Below are 26,398 nucleotides of genomic sequence, written 5' to 3' on the forward strand. Positions count from 1 at the left end.
ATAAACCTTGGCCGGTCCCGGGAGTCTACGCAGCGACGACGCGGATATGAAGCCTCTGCCCCCGCCCAATTGACGACACGAGCGGCCCCCTTTGACAGCCGACCTGCTTATGGGGTCATTTCATCCGTCACATCCACCCCTCAGCTCCTGTTTCCTCCCAGTTTCAGTCAAGAAACAGCCAGGTTAAGTTTTGACCGAAATTGAAATCTCCTCGGGGAACGGCCGGGCTCGCCCACCGGACATCACGGACGATCCTCCGGGCCCCCTCCCCCCGCCCTCAACTCTCAGCCGGGTGAACGGCGGCGCAGGCCGGGATGATCTTGCCGCACCGGGTCTCGGCGGCCCCTCTCCCCACCCTCAGCCCCCAACCCGCGGCCCCGGTATACGGCGAGGCAGGCGGAACGACGTCGCCGCGCCGGGTCTCGGCGGCCTCTCTCCCCGCCTCGGCTCTCAGCCCCGGCGAACGGCGAGGCGGGCCCGGCGAGCGCCATCGGCGGCCCGTTGGCGGGGCGAGATCATCCGGCCTCCGGACACGTCTCCAACGAACACACCTCGGGTCGATGACCGCCACACCACGGACGACACGGGCGAGACGGGCGAGACGGGCGGATGGCGACCCCGGCACGGATGTCATCACAGACGATCTTGTGGCCGCGCACTCCCAACAAGAACAGCCGGGCGTGTCCATATGGACACGCCCGGCTGTCGAAGTCTGCTTTTCAGACCGGAGACATTCCGTTCGTCGCCGCCGGCCAGCTCATGCGGATGCACATGCCCTTCTGGCTTGGGTAGACCTGAACGTCGTCGGCCAGCCCCGCGATGACCGCGATGCCGAAACCGGCCATCAGGTCATCGGGAAGCTGCCCGAACGGATCGTCGAACCCCAGAAGGGCCCGATCATGCTCCAGCTCATCACTAGGGGCGGAGTCGGTGACTGTCACCTCAAAACGCCCTAAGTCATCACGTAGCTCGATCCGGATCGGCTCTCCCGGACAGTGGAGGCGATGTGCCTCCACAGCCCGCGAGCACGCCTCTCCAACAGCGAGCCGTACCTCGTCCAGCAACGACTCCTGTACGCCGGTACGCCTGGCGATGGCCGTGGCCACCAGGCGTGCCGTCCGCACATGCGCGGGGAGAGCGCTGAACGTCAGCTCGACGGTAGCCACGACTACTTGTCTCGACCGTGAGCTTCCTTGGCCTCGTCGACCGAGGCGTAGATCCCGAAGACCTTCGTCAGTCCAGTGATCCGGAAAATCTTCAGGATGCGCTCCTGGGTGCAGACAAGCTCCAGTGAGCCATCGTGCGCCCTAACTCGCTTGAGCCCGCCGACCAGGACACCAAGGCCCGTGGAGTCAAGGAAGTCGACCTTCTCCATGTTGACGAGCAGGTGGAAATTCCCCTTGTTGACCAGGTCGATCAGGAGCTCACGCAATCTGGGCGCGGTGTAGACATCGATCTCACCCTCAACCTCAACGATGGTGAGACGGTCCTCGGAATGGTGGTCCAACTTCAGATCCACAGATCCTCCAGCGCCTTGCCTGCGAAAGTACCGATTCGAGCATGCCTTCCTGGGACCGGGTGACCCCCGGACGACAAGCCCCGACGCGCGGCATTCAACCATGCGTACGCTCAGTGTCTATACGAAATCACGATTCCCGGCGACTCTGCCCACAGATGTGAGACTGGAAACCAGTGACCCCGCCCTCATCCTCGCCCCTCAGCGCGGGCACCGCCCTCAGCCGCCTCCTCGACGTTCCCGCACGTCGGGCGCGTGTCACCCATGTGGAGCACGTTCCCGCACGTCAGGCCGGTGATACCCGATGGCCCGACTGGGTCGACCAGCGGCTGGTTACGCGCTGGGCGAACCTCGGTATTTCCGGCCTGTGGCCACATCAGGCCGAGGCCGCGGATCTGATCCACCGTGGCCAAAACGTGATCATTTCCACAGGGACGGCGTCGGGCAAGTCCCTCTCTTACCTGGTCCCGGCACTCTCCTCGACGCTCGACGGCGGCACGATCCTCTATCTGTCGCCCAGCAAGGCACTCGCCGCCGACCAGCTCCGCGCGCTGCGCGAGCTCGACCCTCCCGGCCTCCGCGCCGCGACCTATGACGGCGACACCTCCTTCGAGGAGAGGGCATGGGTGCGCAAGCACGCCAACTACGTCCTCACCAACCCGGACATGCTTCACCGCGGCCTGCTGCCCCGTCACGCTCAGTGGTCGCTCTTCTGGCGGCGGCTCCGAATGGTCGTCGTGGACGAGTGCCACGGTTACCGGGGCGTGTTCGGCTCCCACGTCGCGCAGATCCTGCGCCGCCTGCGCCGGATCTGCGCGCGTTACGGCTCCCGCCCGGCGTTTCTGCTCTCCTCGGCGACGGCCAACGAGCCCGGAGTCTTCGCGCAGCGCCTGACAGGCCTCCAGATGGCCGAGGTGACCACGGACACCTCTCCTCGGGGCGCGACCACCTTCGCACTGTGGGAGCCACCCCTGACCGATCTGCGCGGCGAGGGTGGCGCCCCGGTCCGGCGCCCCGCGACCGCCGAGAGCGCGGATCTCCTGGCCGATCTCGTCGCCTCCGACGTGCGGACCCTCGCCTTCGTCCGTTCCCGCAGGGCCGCCGAGACCGTGGCCCTCACCACCCGGGCCAAGCTCCAGGACCTCGTCATCGACGGGGAGGCGCCCCCGGAGCTGCCCGGCAAGGTCGCGGCCTATCGGGCCGGATACCTCGCCGAAGATCGCAGGAACCTGGAAAGGGCCCTGCGCTCCGGCGAACTGCTCGGCCTCGCGACGACCAACGCGCTGGAACTCGGCGTCGACGTCTCCGGGCTGGACGCCGTGCTCATCGCGGGGTGGCCCGGGACCCGCGCCTCTCTCTGGCAGCAGGCCGGGCGGGCGGGGCGAGACGGGCAGGACGCGCTGGCGGTGCTGGTCGCGAGGGACGACCCCCTGGACACCTATCTCGTCCACCATCCGGAAGCCCTGTTCGGCCGTCCCGTGGAGACGATCGTGCTCGACCCCGGCAACCCGTACGTGCTGGGCCCCCATCTGTGCGCGGCAGCGGCCGAGATCCCGCTCACCCACGACGAACTGGACATCTTCGGCCCGACCACCAAGGAGGTGCTCGCCGATCTGGTCGGGGACGGCCTGCTCAGGGAACGCGCCACAGGCTGGTTCTGGACCAGCCGGGAGCGCGCCACCGACCTCGCCGACATCAGAGGGGCGGGCGCCGCGCCCATTCAGGTCGTCGAGATGTCCACCGGACGGCTGCTCGGCACCGTGGACGAACCTTCGGCCCACTCGGCCGTGCACACCGGCGCCGTCTATGTGCACCAGGGAGAGACGTTCCTGGTGGCCGAACTCGATCTGGAGGCGGGGGTCGCGCTGGTCGAGGCGGGAACCCCCGACTACACGACCTTCGCCAGGGATGTCACCGATATCTCGGTCATCGAGTCCCTTCGCTCGCACCCTCTCGGTCAGGGAGAGCTCCATTTCGGCGCGGTCGAGGTGACGAGCCAGGTCGTGGCCTATCTCAAGCGCCGAGCCCAGAGCGGTGAACTCATGGGGGACGAACCTCTCGACCTGCCCCCGCGCACGCTACGGACCCGGGCCGTCTGGTGGACGCTGCCCACCGCGGCGATCCTTCCCCTCGCCGAGGAGGGCCTGGACCTCGGCGGCGCCGCGCACGCGGCCGAACACGCCTCCATCGGCCTGCTGCCGCTCTTCGCGACCTGCGACCGCTGGGACATCGGAGGCGTCTCCACCGAACTCCATCCCGACACCGGGGTGCTCACCGTCTTCGTCTACGACGGCCACGAGGGCGGCGCCGGCTTCGCCGAACGCGGTTACGCCCGCGCGCGCGACTGGCTCACGGCCACCCGCGAGGCCATCGCCTCCTGCGAGTGCGAGCGCGGCTGCCCGTCGTGCATCCAGTCTCCCAAGTGCGGCAACGGCAACGAACCTCTCGACAAGGCCGGAGCCCTCCGGCTTCTCGCCGTCCTGCTCTCCCCTGAGCCCACGGACATGCCCTCGCTCCTCCCGGACCCCCCGGATACCTCCCCGCTCCCGCAAGAGCCCACGAACGTCTCCACGCTCCCCCTGGACCCTGCGGACGTGCTCCCGCTTTCCCCGAAAACTCAGGACACTTCGGATGTGACAGGTGGGAGAGCCGCCGGGATGACGGACGGCGGATGAGCTCTTCCCCGCTGCCTTTACTCAACGCTGCTTTACTCGATGCCCTTCACCGCTGCTCTGCTCGATCCGCCGTCAAGGTCCTGGATCAACGATGTGAACAGGTCCCGCACGTGCCCTGGAGGTGATCGACACCGGCCCTTTCAACGGCAGCGAGACCTCCATGACCACCTCGATATCCGCGACACCCCCCTCGCTGAGAGAGCAGCGGGTGATCCTGGCCTTGTTGTCCGCGGCGAGCGAGGAGGCCCTCAGGCAGCTCCGATCCGGATCCGCGAAGGCGAGTCGGGCGGCGGCGAGCGCACTCAGGTCGGCGGCGCTCTGCGCCCGATGGCGCGCGACCCTGGCCATGCCCGCGAACACGACCGCCACCGCGACCGCGAAGACCAGCGCCATGAGCCCGACCGTCCAGATCGTCGCCGACCCCCGCTGCGCGCTCTCCCTCCTCATACCGGCCATGCCCGGCCTACCGTTCCAGCCCTGGCTCGGTGATGGACACCGCGGTCGCATGAACGGTCACGCTCGGAAGCGAGGCACCCCATCGAGGTTTGACGTTCGCGGACACCTCCACCCGTGTCACCTCCGCGCTCCGGGTCACCGTGACCACGGCGCCCGGCGGAGCCACGGACAGGACACCGCCCCGAACCCGCTCAAGGGACTCGCCGCGCGAGGCGACCCTGGCCCCGGCTCGCGCGGCGTCCACACACTCCAGCCGCGCCTCGACCGCCGCCACGGCCCACAGCCCGGCTCCCAGAACGACCATGAGGGCGGGCAGCGCCGCGGCCGTCTCCGCTGTCACCGAACCCCTGGACCGGCGGGAACCTGACCGGCGGGAGGAGGTCAACGGTGCCGGGAGGATCATCCGGCCACGGTGAGCGCTCGATTGATCAGACCTGTGATCATCTGTTGGACTTCGGAACTCGTCACCACCTTGAAAAGAAGGGCGGCGAAAGCACAGGCGGCGATCGTCCCGACCGCATACTCGGCGGTGGACATGCCTTGATCACGGTGCGCGCCGGCGACCAGCAACGCCCACTGTGCGCGCAACCACCGCCACCGGTCGCGCCCCGCGTGAACAGCACTCGTTCGAGCCATCTGCTCCTCCTGGAGATCTCCACCGGACCCACCGCCCGGCATCGGTACCGTCAGGGTTCTCCATACGCCCGAGGCGCCGCCGACCCGAACCACGTTCTGGGGAAAGAGCGTTCGGTTATCCACAGCTCGGCAAGCGAAAAAGGCCTTAGACAGCACGAAAGGCCTCCATCCACGGATGGAGGCCTTTCCGGGTTCTCAATGAGGAAATTTCTGGACGTCTATCCACAGGCGGCACCACTTTTCTGTGGATAACCCCTCTCGGCGGGGAAAAGTCTGTGGATAACTCAAGGGAGCAGCACCTCACCGGCGAGACCGGCCACGACGGGGATGATGCCCAGGAAGACGAACGCGGGCAGGAAACACAGTCCCAGGGGAGCGACGGCCTGGACCCCGACCCGTTGGGCGGCCGCCGCGGACGCGGCGCGGGCGACACGGCGGGAATCGTCGGAGAGCCTGGTGAGGACATCGGCCACCGGTGCGCCGCTCGACGCGGCCCGGCTCATGGCACGGGCCAAAAGGGCGAGCGGGCGCTCGGAGGCCAGAGCCCGCCAGGCGTCCTCCGGCGCGGCTCCCAGCCTCAGCTGGCCACTCACCCAGGCCAGTCTCTCGCCCAGCGGTCCCCCGATCGCCTCCACCGTGACATCGATGGCTCCGGTGACCGGCTGACCGACGCGCAGACAGGCGACCATGAGGTCGGCCGCCAGCGGCAGATCCGCAGTCAGCCGTCGGCGTTCCTCACGGACTTCGGGTGGCTCCCGCCTGCGCAGGACCACCAGTGCGATCCAGAAACCGGCGACGCCCATGACCACTCCCGGCAGGCCGCCCACTGTCAGGAACGCCACCAGCCCTGGAGCTACGGCGGTCGCGAGTTCACCCCGGCCCGGCCGTCGTCTCTCCCTCGGCTCCCGGACCGTGCCCTCTCTCGGTTCTCGGAGCATCCCCGCAGGTCCTCGGTCCACCTCCGCAGGTCCTCGGACCGTCCCCGCAGCAGAGGAAAACGCGGGTGTTTCCGCCTCTTGCCGCACCCGAGGGAACCCAGTCGGCTGCCCCACCCCGGGGAACCCGGCCGGGTGAGGTGAACTCCGCACATGGCGGAGCCGGTCGGATTGTTCTCTCCGGGTGCTCCACAGTCGGCCGGCGATTCCGGCGAGCACCACGGCCAGCAAGATGATCATCACCTTTCCTCCCCACGTCTCCACGTTCTGCCCACGTCTCCATGTCCTGGTTTTCGCCTCCGTCGGCCTCACGTCACGGCTTCCTGAACCCCCCTGGCCTCATGTCCTGCCTTCCTCACTCCTGGACACGGGCCTAACCCCTGGACACGGGCCTCAGCCCTCCCGAGGTTGCGGGTCTGGCCTTGTCCGGCAGGCGTGCTACGAAGGGAGACGAGCTCCTTCCCTGTTGGCGGCCGAAAGGCGTGCTGGGACCCGGGGTGGGCGATGTGGGGAGACCTGCGCAGGTCGAGGGTGGTGGGCAACCCGCACGGGGCACTCACCGGCCAGATCCTCTGGGCACGTGGCTGTCAGATCCGCTGGGCACGAGTGACCAGACGGTGGGTCCACCACAGACCACAGGCGTCGAGCGCGAGGCCGACGGCCAGGCAGCCCGCACCCGCCGGGCCGCCGAAAAGGAAGTGCAGCGGGCGCATGCCAAGACCGGCTGCCATCAGCAGACCGAGAACGGGCAGAGCCGCCAGCAGCCGGGCCGTGGCGCGGGGACCGGCGAGCTGGGCGGCGACCTCGTGACGATGAGCCTGGGCCTCTCGGAGCGAACCGGCGACACGGTCGACGAGAACGGCCAGACCCGCCCCGGCGGTCACGCTCGCCTTCCAGCAGGCGGCCAGCCCCCGGAACGCCTCGCCGCCGTGTTCGGGTGCCACGGCCAGCAGAGCGGCGGGGACGTCACCTCCGTCTCTCGCCGCCGCGACCAGCGGGCGCAGGGCCACGGGCTCGGGAAAGCCCGCCGCCCCCACGGCCCGCGCCAGCGCCTCGCCCGCCGTCCGTCCCGCCGCCAGCTCGGCGGAGAGCCCCTGGCACAGCTCGATCGACGCGATCCGCCAGGCGTCCGCACGCCTGGAAGGCCGTGCCCGCGCGATGAACCTCTCGTGGAGGGAACCCTGCACGATCGGGCGGCGCCGCCTCATCCGGCGCAGGCGAGCGGCGCCAAGGTCCGCCCCCATCCATAGCCACGCCGCCACAGCGGCGAGGACCAGGGCGGTCGCCATCATGTCGTCGGCCGTGACATCGACCGTGGCACCGACCACGCCCTCGGCTCGTCAAAGTCCCGATCACTCGGATCACTCGGCGCGTCCGGGGAAGCCCTCCGGCGGTGACAGGACGCGGACACCGCCTGACATGAATCGGCGACGCCGGGGGCTCGGGCCGCGAGGGCCGGCAGACCTGGGCCGGGGGTCACCTGCCCGTCCGGAGCGAAGGTGAGGGCAGATTCGGCCTCGACCAGCCCCGAAGGGCAACGGACCAGCATGCAGATCTCGGCGACCCGGCGACGTCCGTCGGCACGGTCACGAACCAGATGGACGACAACGTCCAAGGCGGCGGCGATCTGGCTGTGGACCGCCTCCCGGCTGAGACCCGCCGCGCACCCCAGCGCCTCCAGACGGGGTGGCACATCGGTCGCGGTGTTGGCGTGCAGGGTGCCACAACCTCCCTCATGACCGGTGTTCAAAGCATTAAGAAGATCAACTACCTCGGCTCCCCTCACCTCTCCGACGACAAGCCGGTCGGGGCGCATCCGCAGGGCCTGACGGACGAGATCGCGCAGGCCGACACCACCCGCACCCTCAAGGTTGGCCGGGCGCGACTCAAGGCGGACGACGTGAGGGTGAAGCGGTCTCAGCTCCGCCGAGTCTTCGACGAGCAGCAGCCTCTCGCCGGGATGGGCCAGGGAGAGCAGGGCGGAGAGCAGCGTCGTCTTGCCCGTACCCGTGCCGCCCGTGACCAGGAAGGCGAGCCTCGACTCGATCACCGCCGTGAGAACGGAGACGCTGTCGGCCCTGATCGCGCCCGCTTCGACCAGGTCGGGAAGGGTGAAGGTGCGTCTGGGCGGGAGCCGCAGGGAGAGGCAGGTGCCGTTGGGCGCCACGGGCGGAAGGACGGCGTGCAGCCGGACACCTCCGGCAAGACGTGCGTCGACGTACGGGCACGCGTCGTCGAGGCGCCTGCCCGCGGCGGAGGCGAGGCGCTGTGCCAGCCGCCGGAGAGCGTCTTCGCTCGGGAAGACGATCGACGTCAGGCGTAACCCACCGCCGTCGTCGACCCACACCTCGCGCGGGCCGTTCACCAGAACGTCGGTGACCTCGGCCTCGGCCAGCAACGGCTCCAAAGGACCGGCCCCGATGAGATCGGCGCACAGGACCCGGGCCACCGCCAGGATCTCCGCGTCACCGAGCATCGCCCGCTCGGCTCGCAGCGCGACCGCGACGTGCGCGGCACTGGGCTCGACGCCCGTCCGGGCCAGTCGTACGCGAACCGCCTCCACCAGCTCCGGCGAGACCGTCACGGCTGTGTCGGCCCGCTTCACGCGTCCGGCCCGAACAACTCGTGCAGGAACGCGAAGCAGAACCGCCCGAGAGAGGTGCGGCGGCCGAGCGGGGGGACGTCCCCCCGCTCGAGCGCGGCGGCCAGACGAGGCTGGTCGGGGAGGCTGCCGCCGTGCGGGATGCCGAGCGAGGCCGCCACCACGTCGTCGTTCAGGACCCCGCTGCGCACGACGGCCCGCACCTCACCCGTGTGCCCGCGCAGCCCGGCGAGCACCTGGGCGGCGGCGAGCACGCCGCGCACATCTGCGGTGACGACCAGAAGGGTCGTGGCGGCTCGTCCGAGCGCCTCCACCGCGGCCTCGTCGAGGTGGCGCGGCAGGTCGACGACGACCAGGTCGAAGCCCCTGCGGCCCGCCTCAAGGACCGAGCGCATCGCCTCGGCCGGGATCGGATCGACCTCGCCCCGGTGAAAGGAGAGCAAGGTCAGCCCGGCGAAGGTCGGCAGGGCCGCCTGGAGCGCGGTATGGCTCACCCTGCCCTCACGGGCGACCAGGTCCGACCAGCGCGCCCCGTCGGACTCCTCCTGGCCGAGGAGGAGGTCGAGACCTCCACCGAGCGGATCGGCGTCGACGAGGAGGGTGCGGATGCGCCGCCGGGACGCGGCCATTGCCAGCGAACCCGCCAGGACGCTGGCTCCCGCTCCTCCCCGCCCTCCCGCGACACACACCACGGAGCCGGGTGTCGCGGGCGGCTCGACGGCGTCGGCGAACTCGTCGACCAGCTGTCGCTCCGCGGCGGGCAACTCCAGCACGCCCTGAGCGCCGACCGCGACGCACTTGCGCCATGTGTCGGGATCTTCGGAGGTGTGGGTGGCCAGGAAGACACGGGAGCGAGGTGGCGGACCGGTCGCGGCCAGGGCGTCGGCCACGTCGCCCCCGACGACGACCAGCGGAGCACGGTTCCAATAAGGCCGGGCGTGCGCGGGCACGTGGGCGACGTCGAGCTCGGCTCCGGCCGCGGCGGCTACACGAAGCAGGTCGTCGAGCAGATCGTGGTCTTCGGTGATGATCAGCGGACGGTCCACGGATGCCTCCCTGGGGTGCGGGGGCTCCACTTTCCGCGACGACCTCCCCTTCAGGGGAAACCGAACGCCGCACTGTGGATAACCCTTGCCGACAGGGAGAGCCTGTGGATAACCGGTCGTCGGCCGGAAGGTCGGGAAGTCATGCCGCCGGGGCAGAGGGCGCTCGAAGAAAAGGGCGACCCCCGCCGGGGGGGAGAGAGCGGGGGTCGCCAACCGGTCCGGCTCTGGGGGGGTAGAGCCGGTCCCGTTTCGGAAGAAAGCCTTCAACAACCGACCGGAGCACAGCGAGAGGGTCGTGTTGCGACCTGCGCAGTTACTCCGGTTTGGGGAGATAACACCTCATGCTGCCCGATCAACTTGAGTTCCGTCGAGGAGTAATCCTGGATTTCCACCAGTTTTTTTAATGCAACGGTCCAGTCTCCGGACACGGTCCCGCCGAGGCGCGCGCCACGCACACACGAACGACGGTGACGCTCGGTAATCGCCACCGAGGTGCCACGGCACCCGCCGAACGCCACACCGGGCATGCGCAGCGGAGCATAAAACGATATAAGAGGGGATTCGTCCATTAATGTCCCCTGATCCGTAAAGGTCTTGCTCCCAGGGGTTCCCATCTGCGCGGATCGGACGTACAAAGGTTTTACGGACCAGTTGTCCGGGCATGGCCGCCGAGTACCCACGTGCCGTCAGCCGCGGGAGGCGCGCTGAATCGGGCTTGCCCCGCTTCAGCGATTATCAGGTGCACGCTTGGTAACTCGGTCGGGACATGTCGGCGACGGCGCCCCCACACCAGGGGCGCCGTCGGTATGTACGGCCGATCCCGCCGGATGTCCGCAATCAGTGACGTTCGGTGATCGAACGCGCGGTCAGTCGTCACTCAGCGGCACCGATGAGTGAGTAGGCGGGCAGGCCACGGGTGCGATCGAGCCGATCCCGGGGCAGGTCGGACGCGAATGCGCGGACGGGCTCAGGGACGCGGGCAAGTGTCCTCGCGCCGCCCCACTGCCCCGCCCCCGCCGGCCCCACTGCCCTCGCACCGACCCGCTGAGCTCACGGCCGGTCCGAGGTCAGCCGCGCTGCATGGCCTCGCAGATCGCCGTGGCCTCTCGTACGCCCAGCGTGACCGCCGACGCGCAGTGCCGCACCCACGCGGCGACGCCCTCGGGGGTACCGCTCAGATATGACCGCAACCCCTCCCCGTAGGCGGAGCCGAGTTCGAGGTGGCCCACCTCGACGGCGACCAGCGACTTCGGGTCGAGGCCGAACTCCACGAGCGTCAACCGCTCCGCCGCCCGCGCGACCACACCGTCCGCCGTACCGAACGGGCGCAGCACGGCCAGTTCCGCGTGTACGACGGCGGCGAGCACCAGGGCGGGGGCCTTCGACGAGGCCGTAACCAGCCGGACCAGCCCGTCCACCCGTGCCACCGTCTCCTGCGGACCGGGGGCGGCCCCCAGGCCGAGCGGGTCGGGCGCCTCCGCGACGGCCCTGGGGCGGCCGAGGTCCCCCGTGTCCCCGCCGTCTCCGACGAGCCCCGAGGCCGCGAGCGTATGCAGCCTGGCCAGCACCTGACGGGGCGCCGACCGCCAGGTCGCGCCGAGTCGCCCGAGTTCGGCCGAGACCCGCAGCGCGCCCTGTACCACGGGATCGGTGACCTCGGGGATGGCTTCGAGGGGCACGTCCACGCCCTCCAGGGCCGCTGACGCGCGTGCGCCGCGCAACGCGGATCTGGCCGACACCTCCGGACTCTTACGTCGCAGCACGCGGTGCCCGTAGAGCCGGTCGACGGCCTTGCGCGCGTCGGTGACCGCCTCGGACACTCCGGGCATTCCCGCGATGACAGCCAATGGGTCGCTCACGCTGCCCGACCCTATCGGGGCCGTTCGGCGGGACTTCGGCCAGACCATGCGGCACTTCGGGTCGCGTCTCCGCCCGTCCGGAGGAGCCTCCCCGCGGGAAACGACCCTTGAGAGGCCGTGAGATGCGTGGGAGACCGCCCGGGAAGACCCTTTCTGAGGACCTCGCCGCTGAGAGGCCACCCACGGAGACCTCCTCGGAAGGCCGCCTTCGCGGGAGAAGGCGGCCTTCGCGAGACCTCCGGGAAGACATCTCCTCGGGGCACCCCGTCCTCGGGAGCCCTCGCAGGGAGCCCTCTCTCAGGAGGCTCAGGAGGCTTACCGGAGGCGGCTCGGGAAACACGGCGTGCGAACCGTTCACCGAGCGCATGGCACCGTCCGGCGCACCACCTCGCCACCGCACGTTGAACAACGCCGTCCACATTCCTACGGTGTCGAAAACGCAGCGTTCCGTGGGTGGAACTCCCTAGAAATGAGGCGTTTGACCGTATATGGCCCCTCATCACCGGTTGGTACAGACCTGTCTAGACCTCTTGTGGCGGACACATGTGGCCTGGTGAAGTGGGACACGACCGTCGATAGCAGTACGTGAGGAGTGCGTAGTGGCCCCGGAGAACCCTGGTTCCAAGTCGCGTGAGACCCAGGAGACGCTGTCGAACCTGCTGCGGGAGACCCGGCGGTTCGCACCTCCCGCCGACCTGGCCGCGGCCGCGAACGTGACCGCCGACGCCTACGCGGAGGCCGAACGGGACCGCCTCGCCTTCTGGGAGAAGCAGGCGGACCGCCTGACCTGGTCGAAGCGCTGGGACACCACCCTTGAGTGGAACCCGCCCTTCGCCAAGTGGTTCGTCGGCGGCGAGCTCAACATCGCCTACAACTGCGTCGACCGCCACGTGGAGGCGGGCCGCGGCGACAAGGTCGCCTACCACTGGGAGGGCGAGCCCGAGGGCGACACCCGTACGCTCACCTACTCCGACCTGCTGCGCGAGGTCTCCAAGGCCGCCAACGCACTCACCGAGCTGGGCGTCGGCAAGGGCGACCGGGTCGCGATCTACATGCCGATGATCCCCGAGCTGCCGATCACGATGCTGGCCTGCGCCCGGATCGGAGCGATCCACTCGGTGGTGTTCGGCGGATTCTCCGCGAGCGCGCTCAGCGGACGGATCCAGGACGCGGACGCCAAGCTCGTGGTCACCGCCGACGGCGGCTACCGCCGTGGCGCGCCCAGCGCGCTCAAGCCGACCGTGGACGAGGCCGTCAAGGAGTGCCCCGGCATCGAGCACGTCCTCGTCGTGCGGCGGACCGGCCAGGACGTGGAGCAGACCGACAAGGACGTCTGGTGGCACGACGTCGTGGACCGGCAGTCCGACGTCCACGAGGCACGGCCGAACGACGCCGAGGACCCGCTCTACATCCTCTACACCAGCGGGACGACCGGTAGGCCCAAGGGCATCCTGCACACCACCGGCGGCTACCTCACCCAGGCCGCCTACACCCACAACGCGGTGTTCGACCTCAAGCCCGACACCGACGTCTACTGGTGCACCGCCGACATCGGCTGGGTGACCGGCCACTCCTACATCGTGTACGGCCCTCTCGCCAACGGCGCGACGAGCGTCATCTACGAGGGCACCCCCGACACCCCGCACCGGGGCCGGTTCTGGGAGATCGTGCAGAAGTACGGGGTCACGCTGCTCTACACGGCCCCGACGGCCATCCGTACGTTCATGAAGTGGGGCGACGACATCCCCGCGAAGTACGACCTGTCGTCCCTGCGGATCCTGGGCAGCGTCGGCGAGCCGATCAACCCCGAGGCCTACATCTGGTACCGCGAGCACATCGGCGGCAACCGTACCCCGGTCGTCGACACCTGGTGGCAGACCGAGACCGGCGCCGTCATGATCAGCCCGCTGCCCGGTGTCACCGAGGGCAAGCCCGGCGCGGCCATGCGCCCGCTGCCCGGCATCACCGCCGACGTGGTCGACGACCAGGGCCAGAGCGTGGGCAACGGCGGTGGCGGCTACCTCGCGATCCGCGACCCGTGGCCGTCGATGCTCCGCACCATCTGGGGCGACGACCAGCGCTACATCGACACCTACTGGTCCCGCTTCGAGGGCATGTACTTCGCGGGCGACGGCGCCAAGAGGGACCAGGACGGCGACATCTGGCTGCTCGGCCGGGTGGACGACGTCATGCTCGTCTCCGGGCACAACATCTCCACCACCGAGGTCGAGTCGGCGCTGGTCTCCCACCCGAAGGTCGCCGAGGCGGCCGTGGTCGGCGCGACCGACCCGGTTACCGGGCAGGCCATCGTGTCGTTCGTGATCCTGCGCGGCAACGCCGAGGAGGGCGAGGACATCGCGGCCGAGCTGCGCGCCCACGTGTCCAAGGCCCTCGGCCCGATCGCGAAGCCGCGCCAGATCCTCGTCGTCCCCGAGCTGCCCAAGACCCGCTCCGGAAAGATCATGCGACGCCTCCTGCGTGACGTGGCGGAGAACCGCAGCGTCGGCGACGTCACCACCCTCGCCGACAGCACGGTGATGAACCTCATCTCGGAGAAGCTGCCCAGCGCCAAGAGCGAGGACTGAGCCGACCGGAACACCCGGGTGGGCCGAAGACGCCGAAGACGCCGAAGACACGGCCCACCCGGAGCTTTTGAGCACTCCGAGCCCTCGTGAGAAGCCCTCCCCGGGGGCCTCCGGCGAACTCACGCGGTCTCCCGGTCCCTCGACGTCGCCGTCGCGGACCTTCAGTGGTCTCACGTGGTCTCACGTGGTCTCGCCGAAAGGCTCCCCGTGGTCCCTCGCCGTCGCCGGGCCTTCAACAGGCTCCGGTGACGGCGGCGTCTCCCGGCCCTCCCGCCGGTCCCCGCGGTGACGGGGTCCCTCTCGCCCGGAAGCCTTTTCTCGTCGACTCTCATCGGCCCGGCGATGTTCACCGGCCCGCCGCCGGGGTAGCACCCGGCCCGTTGAACATCATCTTCACGGCCGAAGGCCGCCGTAGCCCGCGGGAACCGGGAGCTCCTTCCCTCAGGGGGCGGGAGTCGCCCCGGCGGTCGCCGTCCCGGTCAGGGGTCCGACGGTCCCGCAGCGGCTTCACGTGCCGTCCGCCCGGCGGCGGACCCGCGGTGCAGGTTCTCACCACCGAACAGCCGAGACCTCACCAAAGGGGTGCAGCCCCACGCCTCCCTTCCGCCTCAGGACTAAAGTCGGAAGTCTTGATGACGCAGGTATTTGATGACACGTACGCGATCACCCCGGCGTGCTCGCGGCGCCGGTTCCGCTGCGGGTGTGCGTGCGCGACCACCTCGACGCGCAGCATGATGTTCGACAAAGGCCCTCGATAGGAGATCGTCCATGACACATATCCCGCCCGCGGAACCACAGGAGGAGTCACTGGGCGCGCTGGTCGCCGCCGCCAGCGACCACATATCCACCCTGGTACGCGCCGAGATCGAGCTCGCCAAGGCCGAGTTCAGGTTCGACGCCAAACGGGTCGGTACGGCGGCCGGGCTCTTCGGCGCCGCGGCGTTCATGGCGCACCTGTGCCTGATCCTCGCCTCCTTCACGATCGCCTACGCCCTGGTCGCCGCAGGTGTGTGGACCTGGCTCGCCTTCCTGATCGTCACCGTGTTCTACCTGATCGTGGCCGCGTTGCTGGTCTTCATCGGCATACGGCGGCTCAAGGGCCTGACCGGGATGAAGCGGACGCTGCGCTCGCTCAAGACCATCAAGAGCGGCGGGCACGACCCCGCTCTCGACACGGCTGTGGCCACGGCCGGCCAGACGGGCGGCCATCGCGACCCGGTGAGACCGAGCCAGTGAGCAGGCCCGACGAGTCCCTGGTCAGGATCGAGGGCCCGTGGACCCACCGTTCCGTCCACGCCGGCGGCACCCGCTTCCACGTCGTGGAGGCCGGTACGGGCCCTCTCGTGCTGCTGCTCCACGGGTTCCCGCAGTTCTGGTGGAGCTGGCGCAACCAGCTCGTCTCGCTCCCCGCGGCCGGCTATCGCGCCGTCGCCGTCGACCTTCGGGGCTATGGAGCCAGCGACAAGCCTCCGCGCGGCTACGACCTGCACACCCTGGCCGCCGACGCGGCAGGACTGATCCGGGCGCTGGGCGAGACCGGTGCCGTCGTCGTCGGCCACGACTGGGGCGGGCTGCTCGCCTGGACCATGGCCGTGACGGATCCCAAGGCGGTCCTGCGGCTGGTCCCGGTCTCGGCACCGCACCCCCGGCGTCTCCGCACCACGCTGTTCACCGAGCCCTTCGGCCAGTTCAGGGCGGCCCGCTACGCGCTGGGCTTCCAGCTGCCGCTGCTTCCTGAGCGGCGTCTGACCGCCGACTCCGGCGCCAGGGTGGGGCGGCTGCTCGATCAGTGGTCGGGGCCCGGCTGGCCTGAGGAGGACGTGGCGAAGACCTATCGCGACGCGTTCCGCATTCGCAACGTCTCGCACTGCGCGCTGGAGTATCACCGCTGGTTCGGCCGCTCCCAGCTCCGCCCCGACGGGTGGCGCTACGCGAAGACCATGCGCACCCAGGTCAACGCGCCGACCCTGCAGTTGCACGGCGCGCTCGACAGGCACATCCTGCCGCGCACCGCCCAGGGCTCCGGCCGCTACGTCGCCGCCTCCTACCGGTGGCGGCTCATCGAGGGTGCCGGGCACTTCCCGCACGAGGAGCGCCCCGAGGAGTTCGACGCCGAACTCGTGGCCTGGCTGTCCGACCCGGAGCCCGACCGATGAGTCGACGCGACCGGGATCCCGACGGCAGGCCGCGCAACCAGCGCCCCCGCGACGCGTTCGGCCGCCCGCTGCCCCACGGCGCCGAGGGCGTGGAGCGCATCCCCGACGACTACGCGCCGAGCGCCGAGGAGGCGATCTCCGAGGCGCGCCGCCTGCTCGGCGAGGGGCGGCCGTTCCATGCCCACGAGGTGCTTGAGGGCCGCTGGAAGAACTCCCCTGAGGAGGAGCGCGAGCTCTGGCAGGGACTGGCGCAGATCTGCGTCGGCCTCACCCACCTGCAGCGGGGCAACCGGCGCGGGGCCGCGACGCTGTTCGTGCGGGGCGCCGACCGGATCAGCCGCTACGGGATGCCGTACGAGCTGATCGCCAGGACCGCCCACGAGCTCGACGACCTGGAGGCTGAGGTGGCCATCGCCAGGATCGAGGCCCTTCTCTGACGTTCGCCCCTCCGCGCGGCGGTGAGGGCGAGGCCGTGACGGTCCGCGAAGGGCTCCGGGAGCCGTTCGCGGGTTCTCGTCGACGGGCTAGTTCTGGTCGCACTCCTGGGTGTCGACCTGGTTGAAGAGCTTGGAGCCGTCCTCGGCGTCCGGCGCGACCTCCGCGGCGGTGAGCACGTAGCCGGTCTCCTGCTGGTCGAGGGCCGCGGCGAAGACGACACCGTAGACCTTGCCGTCGGTGGTGAGCAGCGGGCCACCCGAGTTGCCCTGGCGGACCAGGCCGCGGATGGCGTACACGTCGCGGACGACGGACTTGCGCTCGTAGATGTTGAGGCCCTTCGCCTTCTGCTGCACCCGGATGCGGGCCACGTTCATGGTGTAGCCGTGGCCGTGCGGGAATCCGGCGACGATCGCGTCGTCACCCTTCTGCGCGGTGCCGTCGAAGCGCAGGATCGGCATGTTGAGCCCGGGGACGTGGAGGATGGCGATGTCCCGGTCGGGGTTGTAGAGCACGACCTTGGCCGGGTGGGTCTTGTTGAGGTAGTCGGTGACCTGCAGGCCCTGGTTGACCCCGGCGACCACGTGCGCGTTCGTCATGATCTTGTTCTGGGCGTAGACGAACCCGGTGCCCTCGATGTGCTTGCGGCAGCTCGTGGCGACGCCCTGCACCTTCACGATGCCCCGGCGTGCCCGGGTGAGCTGCTTGTTGCCCTTCGCCACGCTCTGGTCGGGCGGCGAGACGTCGACGAGCTGGCCGCCCCCGATGGCGTCGAACACCTTGGGGAAGCCGGAGGTGTTGATGAAGTTCTTGAACGGCACCTGCAGGTCCTTGGCCGCGCTGGGCAGCGTCTGGTCGACCGTGCTCAGCAGCAGGGACCTGTTGACCTGCTCGCTGATCAGCGTGAACTGCGACGACGCCACCAGCGAGCCGATCAGCCACGCGATGATCAGCACGGAGAAGGCGCTGGCGAAGGTGCCGCCGACCGCGTCGACGACCTTGGCGGGCTCCCAGGTGACATGGCTGCGGACCACCGCGCCGATCGTGGACGAGGCGAACTGCCCGACCGTGGCGGTGAGGAAGACGATGACGATCGCGAGCAGGGCACGCTCGGTCTCGCCGTCGACCACCGCCCCGGCGAGGGGTGGGGCGATGAACATGCCCAGCAGGCCGCCACCGACAAAACCGACAAAGCTCAGGGCCCCGATGATGAACCCCTGGCGGTATCCCGACACCGCGAAGGCCACCATCAGGGCGATCAGGATGAGATCGAGGAGATCACCGCTCACTCCCTTACGGTATCCAGCCACCGCCCCGCGCGTGCACCCCTTCCGTGAGCTCTCTGCGGTTATCGTGGCCAGATGGCGATGATCGGAGGGGCGGCGGTGGAGTCTCTCATCGAGGCCGCGCTGCGAGAACGCGATCAGGAGGGTGCGGCACGCTGGCGCGCGATCACCCAGCTGCAGGAACGCGGCGATCTGGAGACCTTCACCGCGGCACGGAGGTTGTGCTCGGGGAAGACCGCCGCCGAGCGGATGCTCGGGGTCGACATCCTGGGACGGCTCGGCTTCGTCGACCGGACGCTGCCGGTGTTGCGGGCCATGTCCGTCCGGGAGGACGACTGCCTGGTGCTCTACTCGGTGTTGATCGCCTTCGGCCATCTCAGGGACCGCCGCGCGCTGCCGTCGGTGATCGCCCTCGCCGAGCACGACGATCCCCGGATAAGGTACGGGGCCGCGTACGCGCTGCCGAACATCATGGGCAGCCCGCCGGACCCGACGGGTCTGGCCGCGCTGCGGCGGCTCACCCTCGATCCCGACGAGGACGTGGCCGACTGGGCCCGCCTCGGCCTCGCCCTGTCAACGGGACGCGAGGTTGAGGACGTCGGGCGGGATGTCCTCGACCCGTGACCGGTCCCAGGGAAGCTCGAAGCCGGAACCGCCGAGCACCCCGTCGAGCACTCCCGCGGTGAAGCCCCACACCAGCAGCCCGCGCACCCGGAACGCCGGCCCCTGGTGACCGCTCGGGTGGCGCAGGACGATCCGGTTGGCCGGGTCGACGAGCTCGTGGATCGGGACCCGCTCCACCGACTCCACCTCGTCGGGCGAGGCCGCGTGCACCGCGCAGGGGGTGTGCCACCATCCCAGCACCGGGGTCACCCGGTTGTCGCTGTGGCTCAGATACAGCTCGGGCATGGTCCCCAGCACCCGGACGCCCGCCGGATCGAGACCGGTCTCCTCGCCCGCCTCGCGCAGCGCGGCACCGATCGGGCCGTCGTCCTCGGGATCCACCCCGCCCCCGGGGAACGCGGGCTGTCCCGCGTGCGTACGCCCGCGCGAGCTGCGCTGGATGAGCAGCACGTCCGGGCCGAGCGGCCCTTCGCCGAAGAGCAGGAGGACCGCCGCCCGCCGCCCCCCGGACACCGGAGGGCGGAGCAGCGGTGCGGGCGACATCCCCGTGACCCGCTCCGTCAGCGTTTCCAACCACCCTGGGACCTCTTCCACGGGCACACCTCCGGTTCTCTGCAACACGATGCCCCGCCCCGCGCTTCCCGGCCTTCGCGGATCCACCGACACCGGGAGACACCCAAGAGGCACCGGAGGACACGGGGAGACACCGGGAGACGCAGGCCGGGTGGTCATCCGGCGACGGGCAGGGGGGAGATCACGAGAAAGGCCCTGGACGCACCAGCTTGGCGGCCTGGGCCGCGTCGACGGGGCCGATGCCGTACGACGGGCAGAGCGCGGCGAGCGGGCAGACCCCGCAGGCCGGTTTGCGCGCGTGGCAGATCCGGCGGCCGTGCCAGATCAGGCGGTGGGACATCATCGTCCAGTCGCGCTTCGGGATGAGCCCGGCGACGACCTGCTCGATCTTCACCGGGTCGGTCTCCGAGGTCCAGCGGAAGCGGTGGACGAGCCGCTGGAAGTGGGTGTCGACGGTGATCCCGGGCACCCCGAAGGCGTTTCCGAGCACGACGTTGGCGGTCTTGCGCCCGACTCCGGGCAGGGCCACCAGGTCCTTGAGGCGGCCGGGGACCTCTCCGCCGTGGCGCTCGCACAGGGCTTGGGCCATGCCGATGATGCTGGTGGTCTTGGCGCGGAAGAAGCCGGTCGGCCGGATGATCCCCTCAAGCTCGGCCCGGTCGGCACCTGCGTAGTCCTCCGCCGTAGGATATTTTACGAAAAGGGTAGGAGTGACTGTATTGACCCTTTTGTCCGTGCACTGGGCGGACAAGATCGTCGCGACCAGTAATTCGAGAGGATCACGGAAGTCGAGTTCGCAGTGGGCGTCAGGATAGGTTTCCACCAGAATCCGATCCATTCGACGAGCTCGACGGACCAGGGCAAGCTGGGATTCACCACCGGGGCTGACGTTGCGAAGCACTCCGACAGCCTACGCTCAAGGCCCTCTGGAGAGTGGCGCGGCGGGATGGGTCACAATGACTGCGTGAGCCGTGAAACAGGAGGCACTGTGAACTCCGACGACGTGCTGGGCAAGGCCCCTCTGTTCGCCGCGCTCGACCGTGAGAGCGCCGCCGCGCTGCGCACGAGCATCTCGGAGGTGGAGCTGCCCAAGGGACAGACCCTCTTCAGCGAGAACGAGACCGGAGACCGCCTCTACGTGGTGCTCGAAGGCAAGATCAAACTCTCCCGCACCTCGCCGGACGGCCGGGAGAACCTGCTCAGCGTGCTCGGCCCGGGCGAGATGTTCGGCGAGCTGTCCCTGTTCGACCCCCGTCCCCGTACGGCGTCGGCCACCGCGCTGACCGACGTCCGCCTGGCCGGGCTCGGACACGACGACCTGCGGCCCTGGCTGACCGGCCGCCCCGAGGTCGCCCTCCACCTGCTGCGCGCCCTCGCCCAGCGCCTGCGCCGTACGAACGACGTGCTGGCCGACCTGGTCTTCACCGACGTGCCGGGCCGGGTGGCCAAGGCCCTGCTCGACCTGGCCGACCGCTTCGGCCAGCGGATCGACGACGGCGTACGGGTCCACCACGACCTCACCCAGGAGGAGCTCGCCCAGCTGGTCGGCGCCTCGCGGGAGACCGTGAACAAGGCGCTGGCCGACTTCGCCCAGCGAGGCTGGCTGCGCATCGAGGCCAAGGCCGTGGTCATCATGGACCTGGAGCGGCTGCACAACCGCTCGCGCTGACCCGGCGGAGACAGGAAGTGCGCGCGGAGGGTGGTTCGCCGGAAAAAGGACCGTTCCGAACGGGGTCCCCCAACGGAGCGGACCGCCCTCCGAGGCCGGTCCGACCGTCTCCGACCGTCGAGGACCGTCTCTAGTCGTCGAGGTAGGCGAGCTGCGCGCGGACCGACATCTCGGCGTAGGGCCGGAGCGCCCTGTCCACGTCCGCGTAGACCATCTCGACGATCTCCGAGGGCGTCGTCGCGCCCCGCCGCCGCGCCTCCCGGATCTGGTCCAGTCTCCGCCGCCGGTGCGCGATGTAGCCGTCGAGGGCGCCGATCGGGTCGGGTAGCACCGGACCGTGGCCGGGCAGCAGCGCCTCGGCCCCGACCCCCTCGGCCTTCGCCCGCAGCAGGTCGAGGGAGCGCAGGTAGTCGGCCAGGTCGCCGTCCGAGGCGATCACGGTGGTACCCCGGCCGAGCACCGTGTCGCCGGTGAGGATCGCCCGGTCCTGTGGCAGCCAGAAGCAGAGCGAGTCGAACGAGTGGCCGGGGGTGCCCACGACGTGAACCTCCAGGTCCCCGGCCGTGAGCACGTCTCCGTCGCCGAGCCCCTCCTCGCCCAGCCGGTGCGCGGGGTCCAGCGCCCTGACGGGCGCGCCGACCAGGCCGGCGAACGTCGCGGCGCCGCCGCTGTGGTCGTGGTGGCCGTGGGTGAGCAGGATCGCGGCGACCCGGCGGCCCGCCAGGTGCCCGGCGACCCGCGAAAGGTGCTCGTGGTCGTCCGGTCCCGGGTCGACGACGAACACCTCCTCCGCGCCCGTGGGAAGGCCGATCACCCAGGTGTTCGTACCGTCCAGGGTCATCTCGGAGGGGTTGGGGGCGAGGAGGTTGAACGCGTGGTCCGTGCCGGCGCCGTCGGGCCCCTCCAGGGGGATCCGCAACCCGCTCATCGCGCACCGAACCGGTAGTCGTCGTCGAGCACGATGCGCATCTCCCCGTCCACCTCGGCGATCTCCGGCATGAACGTCACGATCTCACGCTCGGCCGCGAGCACCTCGGGCACCCTCTCGTAGGCGCTCAACTCGGTGAGCGTGCGGTGCGTCGGGGGCATCAGGAAGATCTGGCCGGTCTCGCCCTGGCCGAGCGCGTCGGCGGGCCGTACCCAGGCGACCTGGTCGGCCTCGCCGCCGACGTCGCGGGTGAGCTGGCCCGGCGGTAGCGCCGCGACGAAGAACCGGGTGTCGAAGCGCCTGACCTCGACCTCGGGGGTGATCCAGTGCGTCCAGGGACGGAGCAGGTCGGCGCGGAGGACCAGGCCGCGCCTGTCGAGGAAGTCGGCGAAGGAGAGGGTCTTGCCGATCAGGGCGAGCCGGTCGGCCTCCCAGTCGTCGCCGGTGGTGTCGGACACGACGGACTCCGCGGACGGTCCGGCGAGCAGCACCCCCGACTCCTCGAACGTCTCCCGTACGGCGGCGCACACCAGGCCCCTCGCGGTCCGCTCGTCCGCGCGGAAGATCTCGCCCCAGGCGGCGGGCGGGGGACCGGCCCAGGCGATCACCTGGTCGGTGTCGCGCGGGTCGACCGACCCGCCGGGGAACACGTAGGCCCCGGCGGCGAAGGCCATGCTCGCCCTGCGCCGCAACAGGTAGACCTCCAGCCCGCCGGCGTCCTCGCGGAGGACGACCACGGTGGCGGCGTCCCTGGCCGGGACGGGGGCCACCCGCCCGGCCAGAATGTCGCGTGCACGTTCGCCCAGCTCACCGGGGAGCGGGATACCGCCCATTTGACACCCTCCACCAGAACATCACTCGGTTTCAGGTCCATCATGTGGCACGGCCGCCGCCCCGGACAACCGCGGCACCATTCAGACAATCGTGGTTCCATCCGGCTAAACCCAGATAAAAACAACCTTGCTACGACAGATGCAGCCTCATCCGGATAAAAACCGGCATGCGGCGGGCTGTCACCGGCCCGCGGAGCCGCCCCGCCCGGCGGGCGCGCCCACACGGCTCCGACGGGCCCTCACCGCGCCCGTACGGCCCCGCCGAGCCTCGTCCATCCTGAGACCTCAGCCGCCGCCGGCGAAGCCCACCGGGTCGCCAGGGGCCCTTCTCGACTCCGGACCCCCTGACGACCTTCAGCGAACCTCGGCGATCACCTCGACCTCGACCGGCGCGTCCAGCGGAAGGACGGCGACGCCGACCGCGCTGCGGGCATGCCTGCCCGCGTCGCCGAGCACCGCGGCGAACAGGTCGCTCGCGCCGTTGACGACCTGCGGCTGCCCGGTGAAGTCAGGGGCGCTGGCCACGAAGCCGACCACCTTGACGATCCGCACGATGTTCGACAATCCCCCGGCCGCCGACGCGACCGCGGCGAGGGCGTTGAGCGCGCACACCCTCGCGAGCGCGTAGGCGTCCTCGACGTCCACCTCGGCGCCGACCTTCCCGGTCGCCATCAGCTTGCCGTCCACGATCGGGAGCTGCCCCGAGGTGTGGACGTGGCCGCCGGAACGTACCGCCGGGACGTACGCCGCCAGCGGCGGCACCACCTCCGGCAGGATCAGGCCGAGTTCGGCCAGTCTCTCCTCGCCTGTCACTGCTTGGGCCGCTTCAGGTAGGCGACCAGCTGCTCGGGGTTGGGGCCAGGCACGACCTGGACGAGCTCCCAGCCGTCCTGCCCCCAGTTGTCGAGAATCTGCTTCGTCGCGTGAACCAGCAGCGGCACCGTCGAGTACTCCCATTTCGTCATGCGGGACACATTAGCGAGACCGCTCGCGGCGAACGGCCCACCGCGCCCTCTCGGGCGTCTCGCCTCCCTCACCCGTCCCCGGGCGGGCCCGGACCGACGATCAGGACGGTCCCCCCGGAAGGCTGTGAGAATCTGCATATTTACTTTCCGCATCCGATCGATTAGCGAGACGGCGGCGTACGGTTCACCGGGCCGCGCGCCGGGTCCGGCTCCGACGCCCGCGACCCGCTTCACCCCGACAACCAGCGGAAAACGGTCGCACGCCCGCTCGGCGGCGGCACTCCCGAGCGGGTGGCCATCCGGGCCGGTCCGCCCTCCTCGGGTGGGGAACGGTGCGGGTGCGCGGCCTCCGGAGGAAGGCGCCGAGGAGTTGTCAAGTACCGGTTGGGTAGCCTTCGAAGGGTGAGAGCTCGCGACACCGATTGGGACGGCGTACGCCTTCACGTCGTCACAGGCAAGGGCGGGACCGGCAAGACCACGGTCGCCGCCGCACTCGCGCTCGCCCTCGCGGCGGGTGGTGGAAAGGTCCTGCTGGTCGAGGTCGAGGGCCGCCAGGGGATCTCCCGGGTCTTCGACCTGCCACCGCTGCCGTACGAGGAGCGCAAGATCGCCGTCGCGCCCGACGGCGGGGACGTCTACGCGCTGGCCGTCGACGCCGAGGAGGCCATGCTCGAATATCTCGAGCTGTTCTACGGCATGCGCAGGGCGGGCAGGGCGCTCAGCAAGATCGGCATCGTCGACTTCGCCACCACCATCGCCCCCGGCTTCCGCGACGTCCTGGTCACCGGCAAGACGAGCGAGGCCGTCCGGCGCAAGGGCAAGAACGGCAGGAGGGTCTACGACGCGGTCGTGCTTGACGCGCCGCCGACGGGCAGGATCGCGCGCTTCCTCAACGTCACCAACGAGGTCGCGGGGCTGGCGAGGGTCGGCCCGATCAAGAACCACGCCGACCTGGTGAACGGCGTCGTATCCTCCCCGGAGACCGCCGTGCACTTCGTCACGCTCCTGGAGGAGATGCCGGTCCAGGAGACCCTGGACGGCCTGCGCGAGCTCCGCGCCGCCGGGCTTCCGCCCGGTGGGATCTTCGTCAACATGAACCGCGAGTCGCTGCTCCCCGCCCCGGTCCTGGAGGCCGCCGCCGAGGGCAGGTTCGACCCGAGCGAGCTGGCACTCGGCCTCAAGGCCGCGGGGCTCACCGACGGCGGCTCCGCCGCGGTCACGGTGGCCGAGGCCCTGAGCGAGGAGATCGCCGAGCACGCCCACCGCACCGAGCTGGAGCGGCAGGAGAGACTGGCGCTGGACGAGGCCGCCCGCCCTCGCTACGACCTGCCGCTGCTGGCCGACGGGGTGGATCTGGCCGGGCTGTACGAGCTGGCGGAAGCGATCCGCAACCAGGGAGCAGCGTGAAGACCCCCCCGTTCCTCGACCTCGACGCGATCATCGACGACCCGAACACCCGCATCGTCGTCTGCTGTGGCTCCGGCGGTGTCGGGAAGACCACCACCGCCGCGGCGCTGGGACTGCGCGCGGCCGAGCGGGGTCGTTCCGCCGTGGTGCTCACGGTCGACCCCGCTCGGCGGCTCGCGCAGTCGATGGGGCTCACCGAACTCGACAACACCCCCAGGCCCGTCACGGACATCGAGGGGGAGGGCCGTCTGCACGCCATGATGCTCGACATGAAGCGGACCTTCGACGAGATCATCGAGGCGCACGCCGACCCCGAGCGAGCCCGTCAGATCCTGACGAACCCCTTCTACCAGTCCCTGTCGTCCAGCTTCTCCGGCACGCAGGAGTACATGGCGATGGAGAAGCTGGGCCAGCTCAGGCGGTCGGACGACTGGGATCTGATCATCGTCGACACCCCGCCGTCCCGCTCCGCCCTCGACTTCCTCGACGCCCCCGAGCGGCTCGGCCGCTTCCTCGACGGCAAGCTCATCCGGCTACTCATGCTTCCCGCCAAGGCCGGGGGACGCAGCGCGTTCAAGCTGTTCAACGCCGGTTTCGGCATCGTCGCCGGGGCGTTGACCAAGTTGCTGGGCGCGCAGGTGCTCAAGGACCTGCAGACGTTCGTGTCCGCGCTGGACGCCGTCTTCGGCGGTTTCAGGGCTCGGGCGGAGCAGACCTACCGGCTTCTGCAGGCTCCGGGAACGGCGTTCGTCGTCGTCGCCTCGCCCGAGCGCGACGCGATGCGCGAGGCGTCCTACTTCGTGGAGAGGCTCGCCGAGGAGCGCATGCCCCTCGCGGGTCTCGTGGTCAACCGGGTGCACCGCTCACCCGCCTCCATGCTGTCCGGGGCGCGGAGCACCGCCGCCGCCGAGGACCTGGAGTCGCGCGGCGAGCACGAGCTCACCTCGGCCGTGCTGCGGTTGCACGCCGGACGAATGCAGCTGGCCGCCCGCGAGCAGCGCGAGGAGGAGCACTTCGTCTCCGCCCATCCCACGGTGCCCGTCGCGCGGGTCCCCGCGATGGCGCAGGACGTGCACGACCTGGAAGGACTGCGCGAGGTGGGTCGGCTTCTGGCCGCCCGCTAGGTCCTGTTTTGTGGATCACCTGAGCCAGAGCAGTAGACAGGCGATGGTCACGGCTGATCGGTAGTGGGCGGCGAGCTTGTCGTAGCGG

26 protein-coding genes are annotated in these 26,398 nt (G+C 70.1%); 9 read left to right on the forward strand and 17 right to left on the reverse strand.

Annotated features, from left to right (window positions below; translation table 11 throughout):
- Positions 1 to 719: 719 nt before the first annotated feature.
- Together AB0B96_RS06350 and AB0B96_RS06355 are read right to left on the reverse strand one after the other, a co-directional pair.
- Positions 720 to 1,166 carry an ATP-binding protein gene (locus AB0B96_RS06350; protein WP_350942543.1) on the reverse strand — a complete coding sequence of 149 codons (447 nt, stop codon included), beginning with the start codon at positions 1,164 to 1,166 and terminating at the stop codon, positions 720 to 722.
- A 2-nt stretch (positions 1,167 to 1,168) separates the two neighbouring features.
- Entirely contained in the window at positions 1,169 to 1,519 is a 351-nt protein-coding gene (locus AB0B96_RS06355; protein WP_030916965.1) for an STAS domain-containing protein, read from the reverse strand.
- A gap of 263 nt (positions 1,520 to 1,782) precedes the next feature.
- Here AB0B96_RS06355 and AB0B96_RS06360 point away from each other — a divergent pair, with 263 nt between their 5' ends.
- Positions 1,783 to 4,191: a DEAD/DEAH box helicase gene (locus AB0B96_RS06360; RefSeq protein ID WP_362896895.1), complete on the forward strand. Its 2,409-nt coding sequence runs from the start codon at positions 1,783 to 1,785 to the stop codon at positions 4,189 to 4,191.
- A 72-nt stretch (positions 4,192 to 4,263) separates the two neighbouring features.
- Here the strand turns inward: AB0B96_RS06360 and AB0B96_RS06365 are convergent, their stop codons facing one another.
- From AB0B96_RS06365 to AB0B96_RS06400, 8 genes are all read right to left on the reverse strand, one after another.
- Entirely contained in the window at positions 4,264 to 4,647 is a 384-nt protein-coding gene (locus tag AB0B96_RS06365; RefSeq protein ID WP_362896869.1) for an Rv3654c family TadE-like protein, read from the reverse strand.
- Between the two features lie 7 nt (positions 4,648 to 4,654).
- Positions 4,655 to 4,987: a TadE family type IV pilus minor pilin gene (locus AB0B96_RS06370; protein WP_362896870.1), complete on the reverse strand. Its 333-nt coding sequence runs from the start codon at positions 4,985 to 4,987 to the stop codon at positions 4,655 to 4,657.
- 59 nt (positions 4,988 to 5,046) lie between these two features.
- On the reverse strand, positions 5,047 to 5,439 hold the full coding sequence (locus tag AB0B96_RS06375) for a DUF4244 domain-containing protein (protein ID WP_362896871.1): 393 nt from the start codon (positions 5,437 to 5,439) through the stop codon (positions 5,047 to 5,049).
- A gap of 128 nt (positions 5,440 to 5,567) precedes the next feature.
- Positions 5,568 to 6,125 (reverse strand): type II secretion system F family protein, encoded by a 558-nt coding sequence (locus tag AB0B96_RS06380; protein WP_362896872.1) that lies wholly within the window; start codon positions 6,123 to 6,125, stop codon positions 5,568 to 5,570.
- A 680-nt stretch (positions 6,126 to 6,805) separates the two neighbouring features.
- Positions 6,806 to 7,546 (reverse strand): type II secretion system F family protein, encoded by a 741-nt coding sequence (locus AB0B96_RS06385; protein WP_362896873.1) that lies wholly within the window; start codon positions 7,544 to 7,546, stop codon positions 6,806 to 6,808.
- The gene (locus tag AB0B96_RS06390; protein WP_362896874.1) at positions 7,507 to 8,823 is read right to left on the reverse strand and encodes a TadA family conjugal transfer-associated ATPase; all 1,317 of its coding nucleotides are present in this window, start codon (positions 8,821 to 8,823) and stop codon (positions 7,507 to 7,509) included. Before AB0B96_RS06390 ends, AB0B96_RS06385 begins: the two co-directional genes overlap by 40 nt.
- On the reverse strand, positions 8,820 to 9,866 hold the full coding sequence (gene ssd / locus AB0B96_RS06395) for a septum site-determining protein Ssd (protein WP_350942490.1): 1,047 nt from the start codon (positions 9,864 to 9,866) through the stop codon (positions 8,820 to 8,822). The genes AB0B96_RS06390 and ssd overlap by 4 nt, the downstream gene beginning before the upstream one ends.
- Before the next feature lie 1,067 nt (positions 9,867 to 10,933).
- Entirely contained in the window at positions 10,934 to 11,725 is a 792-nt protein-coding gene (locus tag AB0B96_RS06400) for an oxidoreductase (RefSeq protein ID WP_362896875.1), read from the reverse strand.
- A 599-nt stretch (positions 11,726 to 12,324) separates the two neighbouring features.
- Here AB0B96_RS06400 and acs point away from each other — a divergent pair.
- The 4 genes from acs (at position 12,325) to AB0B96_RS06420 (ending at position 16,903) form a co-directional block, all read left to right on the forward strand.
- Positions 12,325 to 14,310 carry an acetate--CoA ligase gene (acs, locus tag AB0B96_RS06405; protein ID WP_362896876.1) on the forward strand — a complete coding sequence of 662 codons (1,986 nt, stop codon included), beginning with the start codon at positions 12,325 to 12,327 and terminating at the stop codon, positions 14,308 to 14,310.
- A 768-nt stretch (positions 14,311 to 15,078) separates the two neighbouring features.
- Positions 15,079 to 15,546, forward strand: a complete 468-nt coding sequence (locus AB0B96_RS06410) for a phage holin family protein (protein WP_350942487.1) — start codon at positions 15,079 to 15,081, stop codon at positions 15,544 to 15,546.
- On the forward strand, positions 15,543 to 16,466 hold the full coding sequence (locus AB0B96_RS06415; protein WP_362896877.1) for an alpha/beta hydrolase: 924 nt from the start codon (positions 15,543 to 15,545) through the stop codon (positions 16,464 to 16,466). The genes AB0B96_RS06410 and AB0B96_RS06415 overlap by 4 nt, the downstream gene beginning before the upstream one ends.
- Entirely contained in the window at positions 16,463 to 16,903 is a 441-nt protein-coding gene (locus AB0B96_RS06420) for a DUF309 domain-containing protein (RefSeq protein WP_362896878.1), read from the forward strand. Before AB0B96_RS06415 ends, AB0B96_RS06420 begins: the two co-directional genes overlap by 4 nt.
- A gap of 87 nt (positions 16,904 to 16,990) precedes the next feature.
- On the opposite strand, the gene AB0B96_RS06425 is transcribed toward AB0B96_RS06420, so the two are convergent.
- Positions 16,991 to 18,190, reverse strand: coding sequence for a MarP family serine protease (locus tag AB0B96_RS06425; RefSeq protein WP_350942484.1), 1,200 nt, complete (start codon positions 18,188 to 18,190; stop codon positions 16,991 to 16,993).
- A gap of 72 nt (positions 18,191 to 18,262) precedes the next feature.
- Here AB0B96_RS06425 and AB0B96_RS06430 point away from each other — a divergent pair, with 72 nt between their 5' ends.
- Entirely contained in the window at positions 18,263 to 18,811 is a 549-nt protein-coding gene (locus tag AB0B96_RS06430) for a HEAT repeat domain-containing protein (protein WP_362896879.1), read from the forward strand.
- Here AB0B96_RS06430 and AB0B96_RS06435 read toward each other — a convergent pair.
- The gene (locus tag AB0B96_RS06435) at positions 18,761 to 19,354 is read right to left on the reverse strand and encodes a CoA pyrophosphatase (protein ID WP_362896896.1); all 594 of its coding nucleotides are present in this window, start codon (positions 19,352 to 19,354) and stop codon (positions 18,761 to 18,763) included. The two genes, AB0B96_RS06430 and AB0B96_RS06435, sit on opposite strands and share 51 nt — an antisense overlap.
- Positions 19,355 to 19,565: 211 nt before the next feature.
- On the reverse strand, positions 19,566 to 20,285 hold the full coding sequence (gene nth / locus AB0B96_RS06440) for an endonuclease III (RefSeq protein ID WP_362896880.1): 720 nt from the start codon (positions 20,283 to 20,285) through the stop codon (positions 19,566 to 19,568).
- Between the two features lie 45 nt (positions 20,286 to 20,330).
- Here nth and AB0B96_RS06445 point away from each other — a divergent pair, with 45 nt between their 5' ends.
- A complete protein-coding gene (locus AB0B96_RS06445) occupies positions 20,331 to 21,053 on the forward strand; it encodes a Crp/Fnr family transcriptional regulator (RefSeq protein ID WP_362896881.1) in 723 nt (240 codons plus the stop codon).
- A gap of 130 nt (positions 21,054 to 21,183) precedes the next feature.
- Here the strand turns inward: AB0B96_RS06445 and AB0B96_RS06450 are convergent, their stop codons facing one another.
- The 4 genes from AB0B96_RS06450 to AB0B96_RS06465 form a co-directional block, all read right to left on the reverse strand.
- The gene (locus AB0B96_RS06450; protein WP_350942480.1) at positions 21,184 to 21,981 is read right to left on the reverse strand and encodes an MBL fold metallo-hydrolase; all 798 of its coding nucleotides are present in this window, start codon (positions 21,979 to 21,981) and stop codon (positions 21,184 to 21,186) included.
- Positions 21,978 to 22,814, reverse strand: a complete 837-nt coding sequence (locus AB0B96_RS06455) for an NUDIX hydrolase (RefSeq protein ID WP_362896882.1) — start codon at positions 22,812 to 22,814, stop codon at positions 21,978 to 21,980. The genes AB0B96_RS06450 and AB0B96_RS06455 overlap by 4 nt, the downstream gene beginning before the upstream one ends.
- Positions 22,815 to 23,168: 354 nt before the next feature.
- Positions 23,169 to 23,627: a RidA family protein gene (locus AB0B96_RS06460; protein ID WP_350942478.1), complete on the reverse strand. Its 459-nt coding sequence runs from the start codon at positions 23,625 to 23,627 to the stop codon at positions 23,169 to 23,171.
- Positions 23,624 to 23,779 carry a DUF4177 domain-containing protein gene (locus AB0B96_RS06465; protein ID WP_012887236.1) on the reverse strand — a complete coding sequence of 52 codons (156 nt, stop codon included), beginning with the start codon at positions 23,777 to 23,779 and terminating at the stop codon, positions 23,624 to 23,626. Before AB0B96_RS06465 ends, AB0B96_RS06460 begins: the two co-directional genes overlap by 4 nt.
- A gap of 402 nt (positions 23,780 to 24,181) precedes the next feature.
- Between AB0B96_RS06465 and AB0B96_RS06470 the strand changes: the two genes are divergently transcribed.
- Positions 24,182 to 25,186: an ArsA-related P-loop ATPase gene (locus AB0B96_RS06470; RefSeq protein ID WP_362896883.1), complete on the forward strand. Its 1,005-nt coding sequence runs from the start codon at positions 24,182 to 24,184 to the stop codon at positions 25,184 to 25,186.
- A complete protein-coding gene (locus tag AB0B96_RS06475; RefSeq protein WP_362896884.1) occupies positions 25,183 to 26,310 on the forward strand; it encodes an ArsA family ATPase in 1,128 nt (375 codons plus the stop codon). The genes AB0B96_RS06470 and AB0B96_RS06475 overlap by 4 nt, the downstream gene beginning before the upstream one ends.
- The last annotated feature ends 88 nt before the right edge of the window (positions 26,311 to 26,398 follow it).

The organism is Streptosporangium sp. NPDC049046, from assembly GCF_040649155.1.
GTDB lineage: Bacteria > Actinomycetota > Actinomycetes > Streptosporangiales > Streptosporangiaceae > Streptosporangium.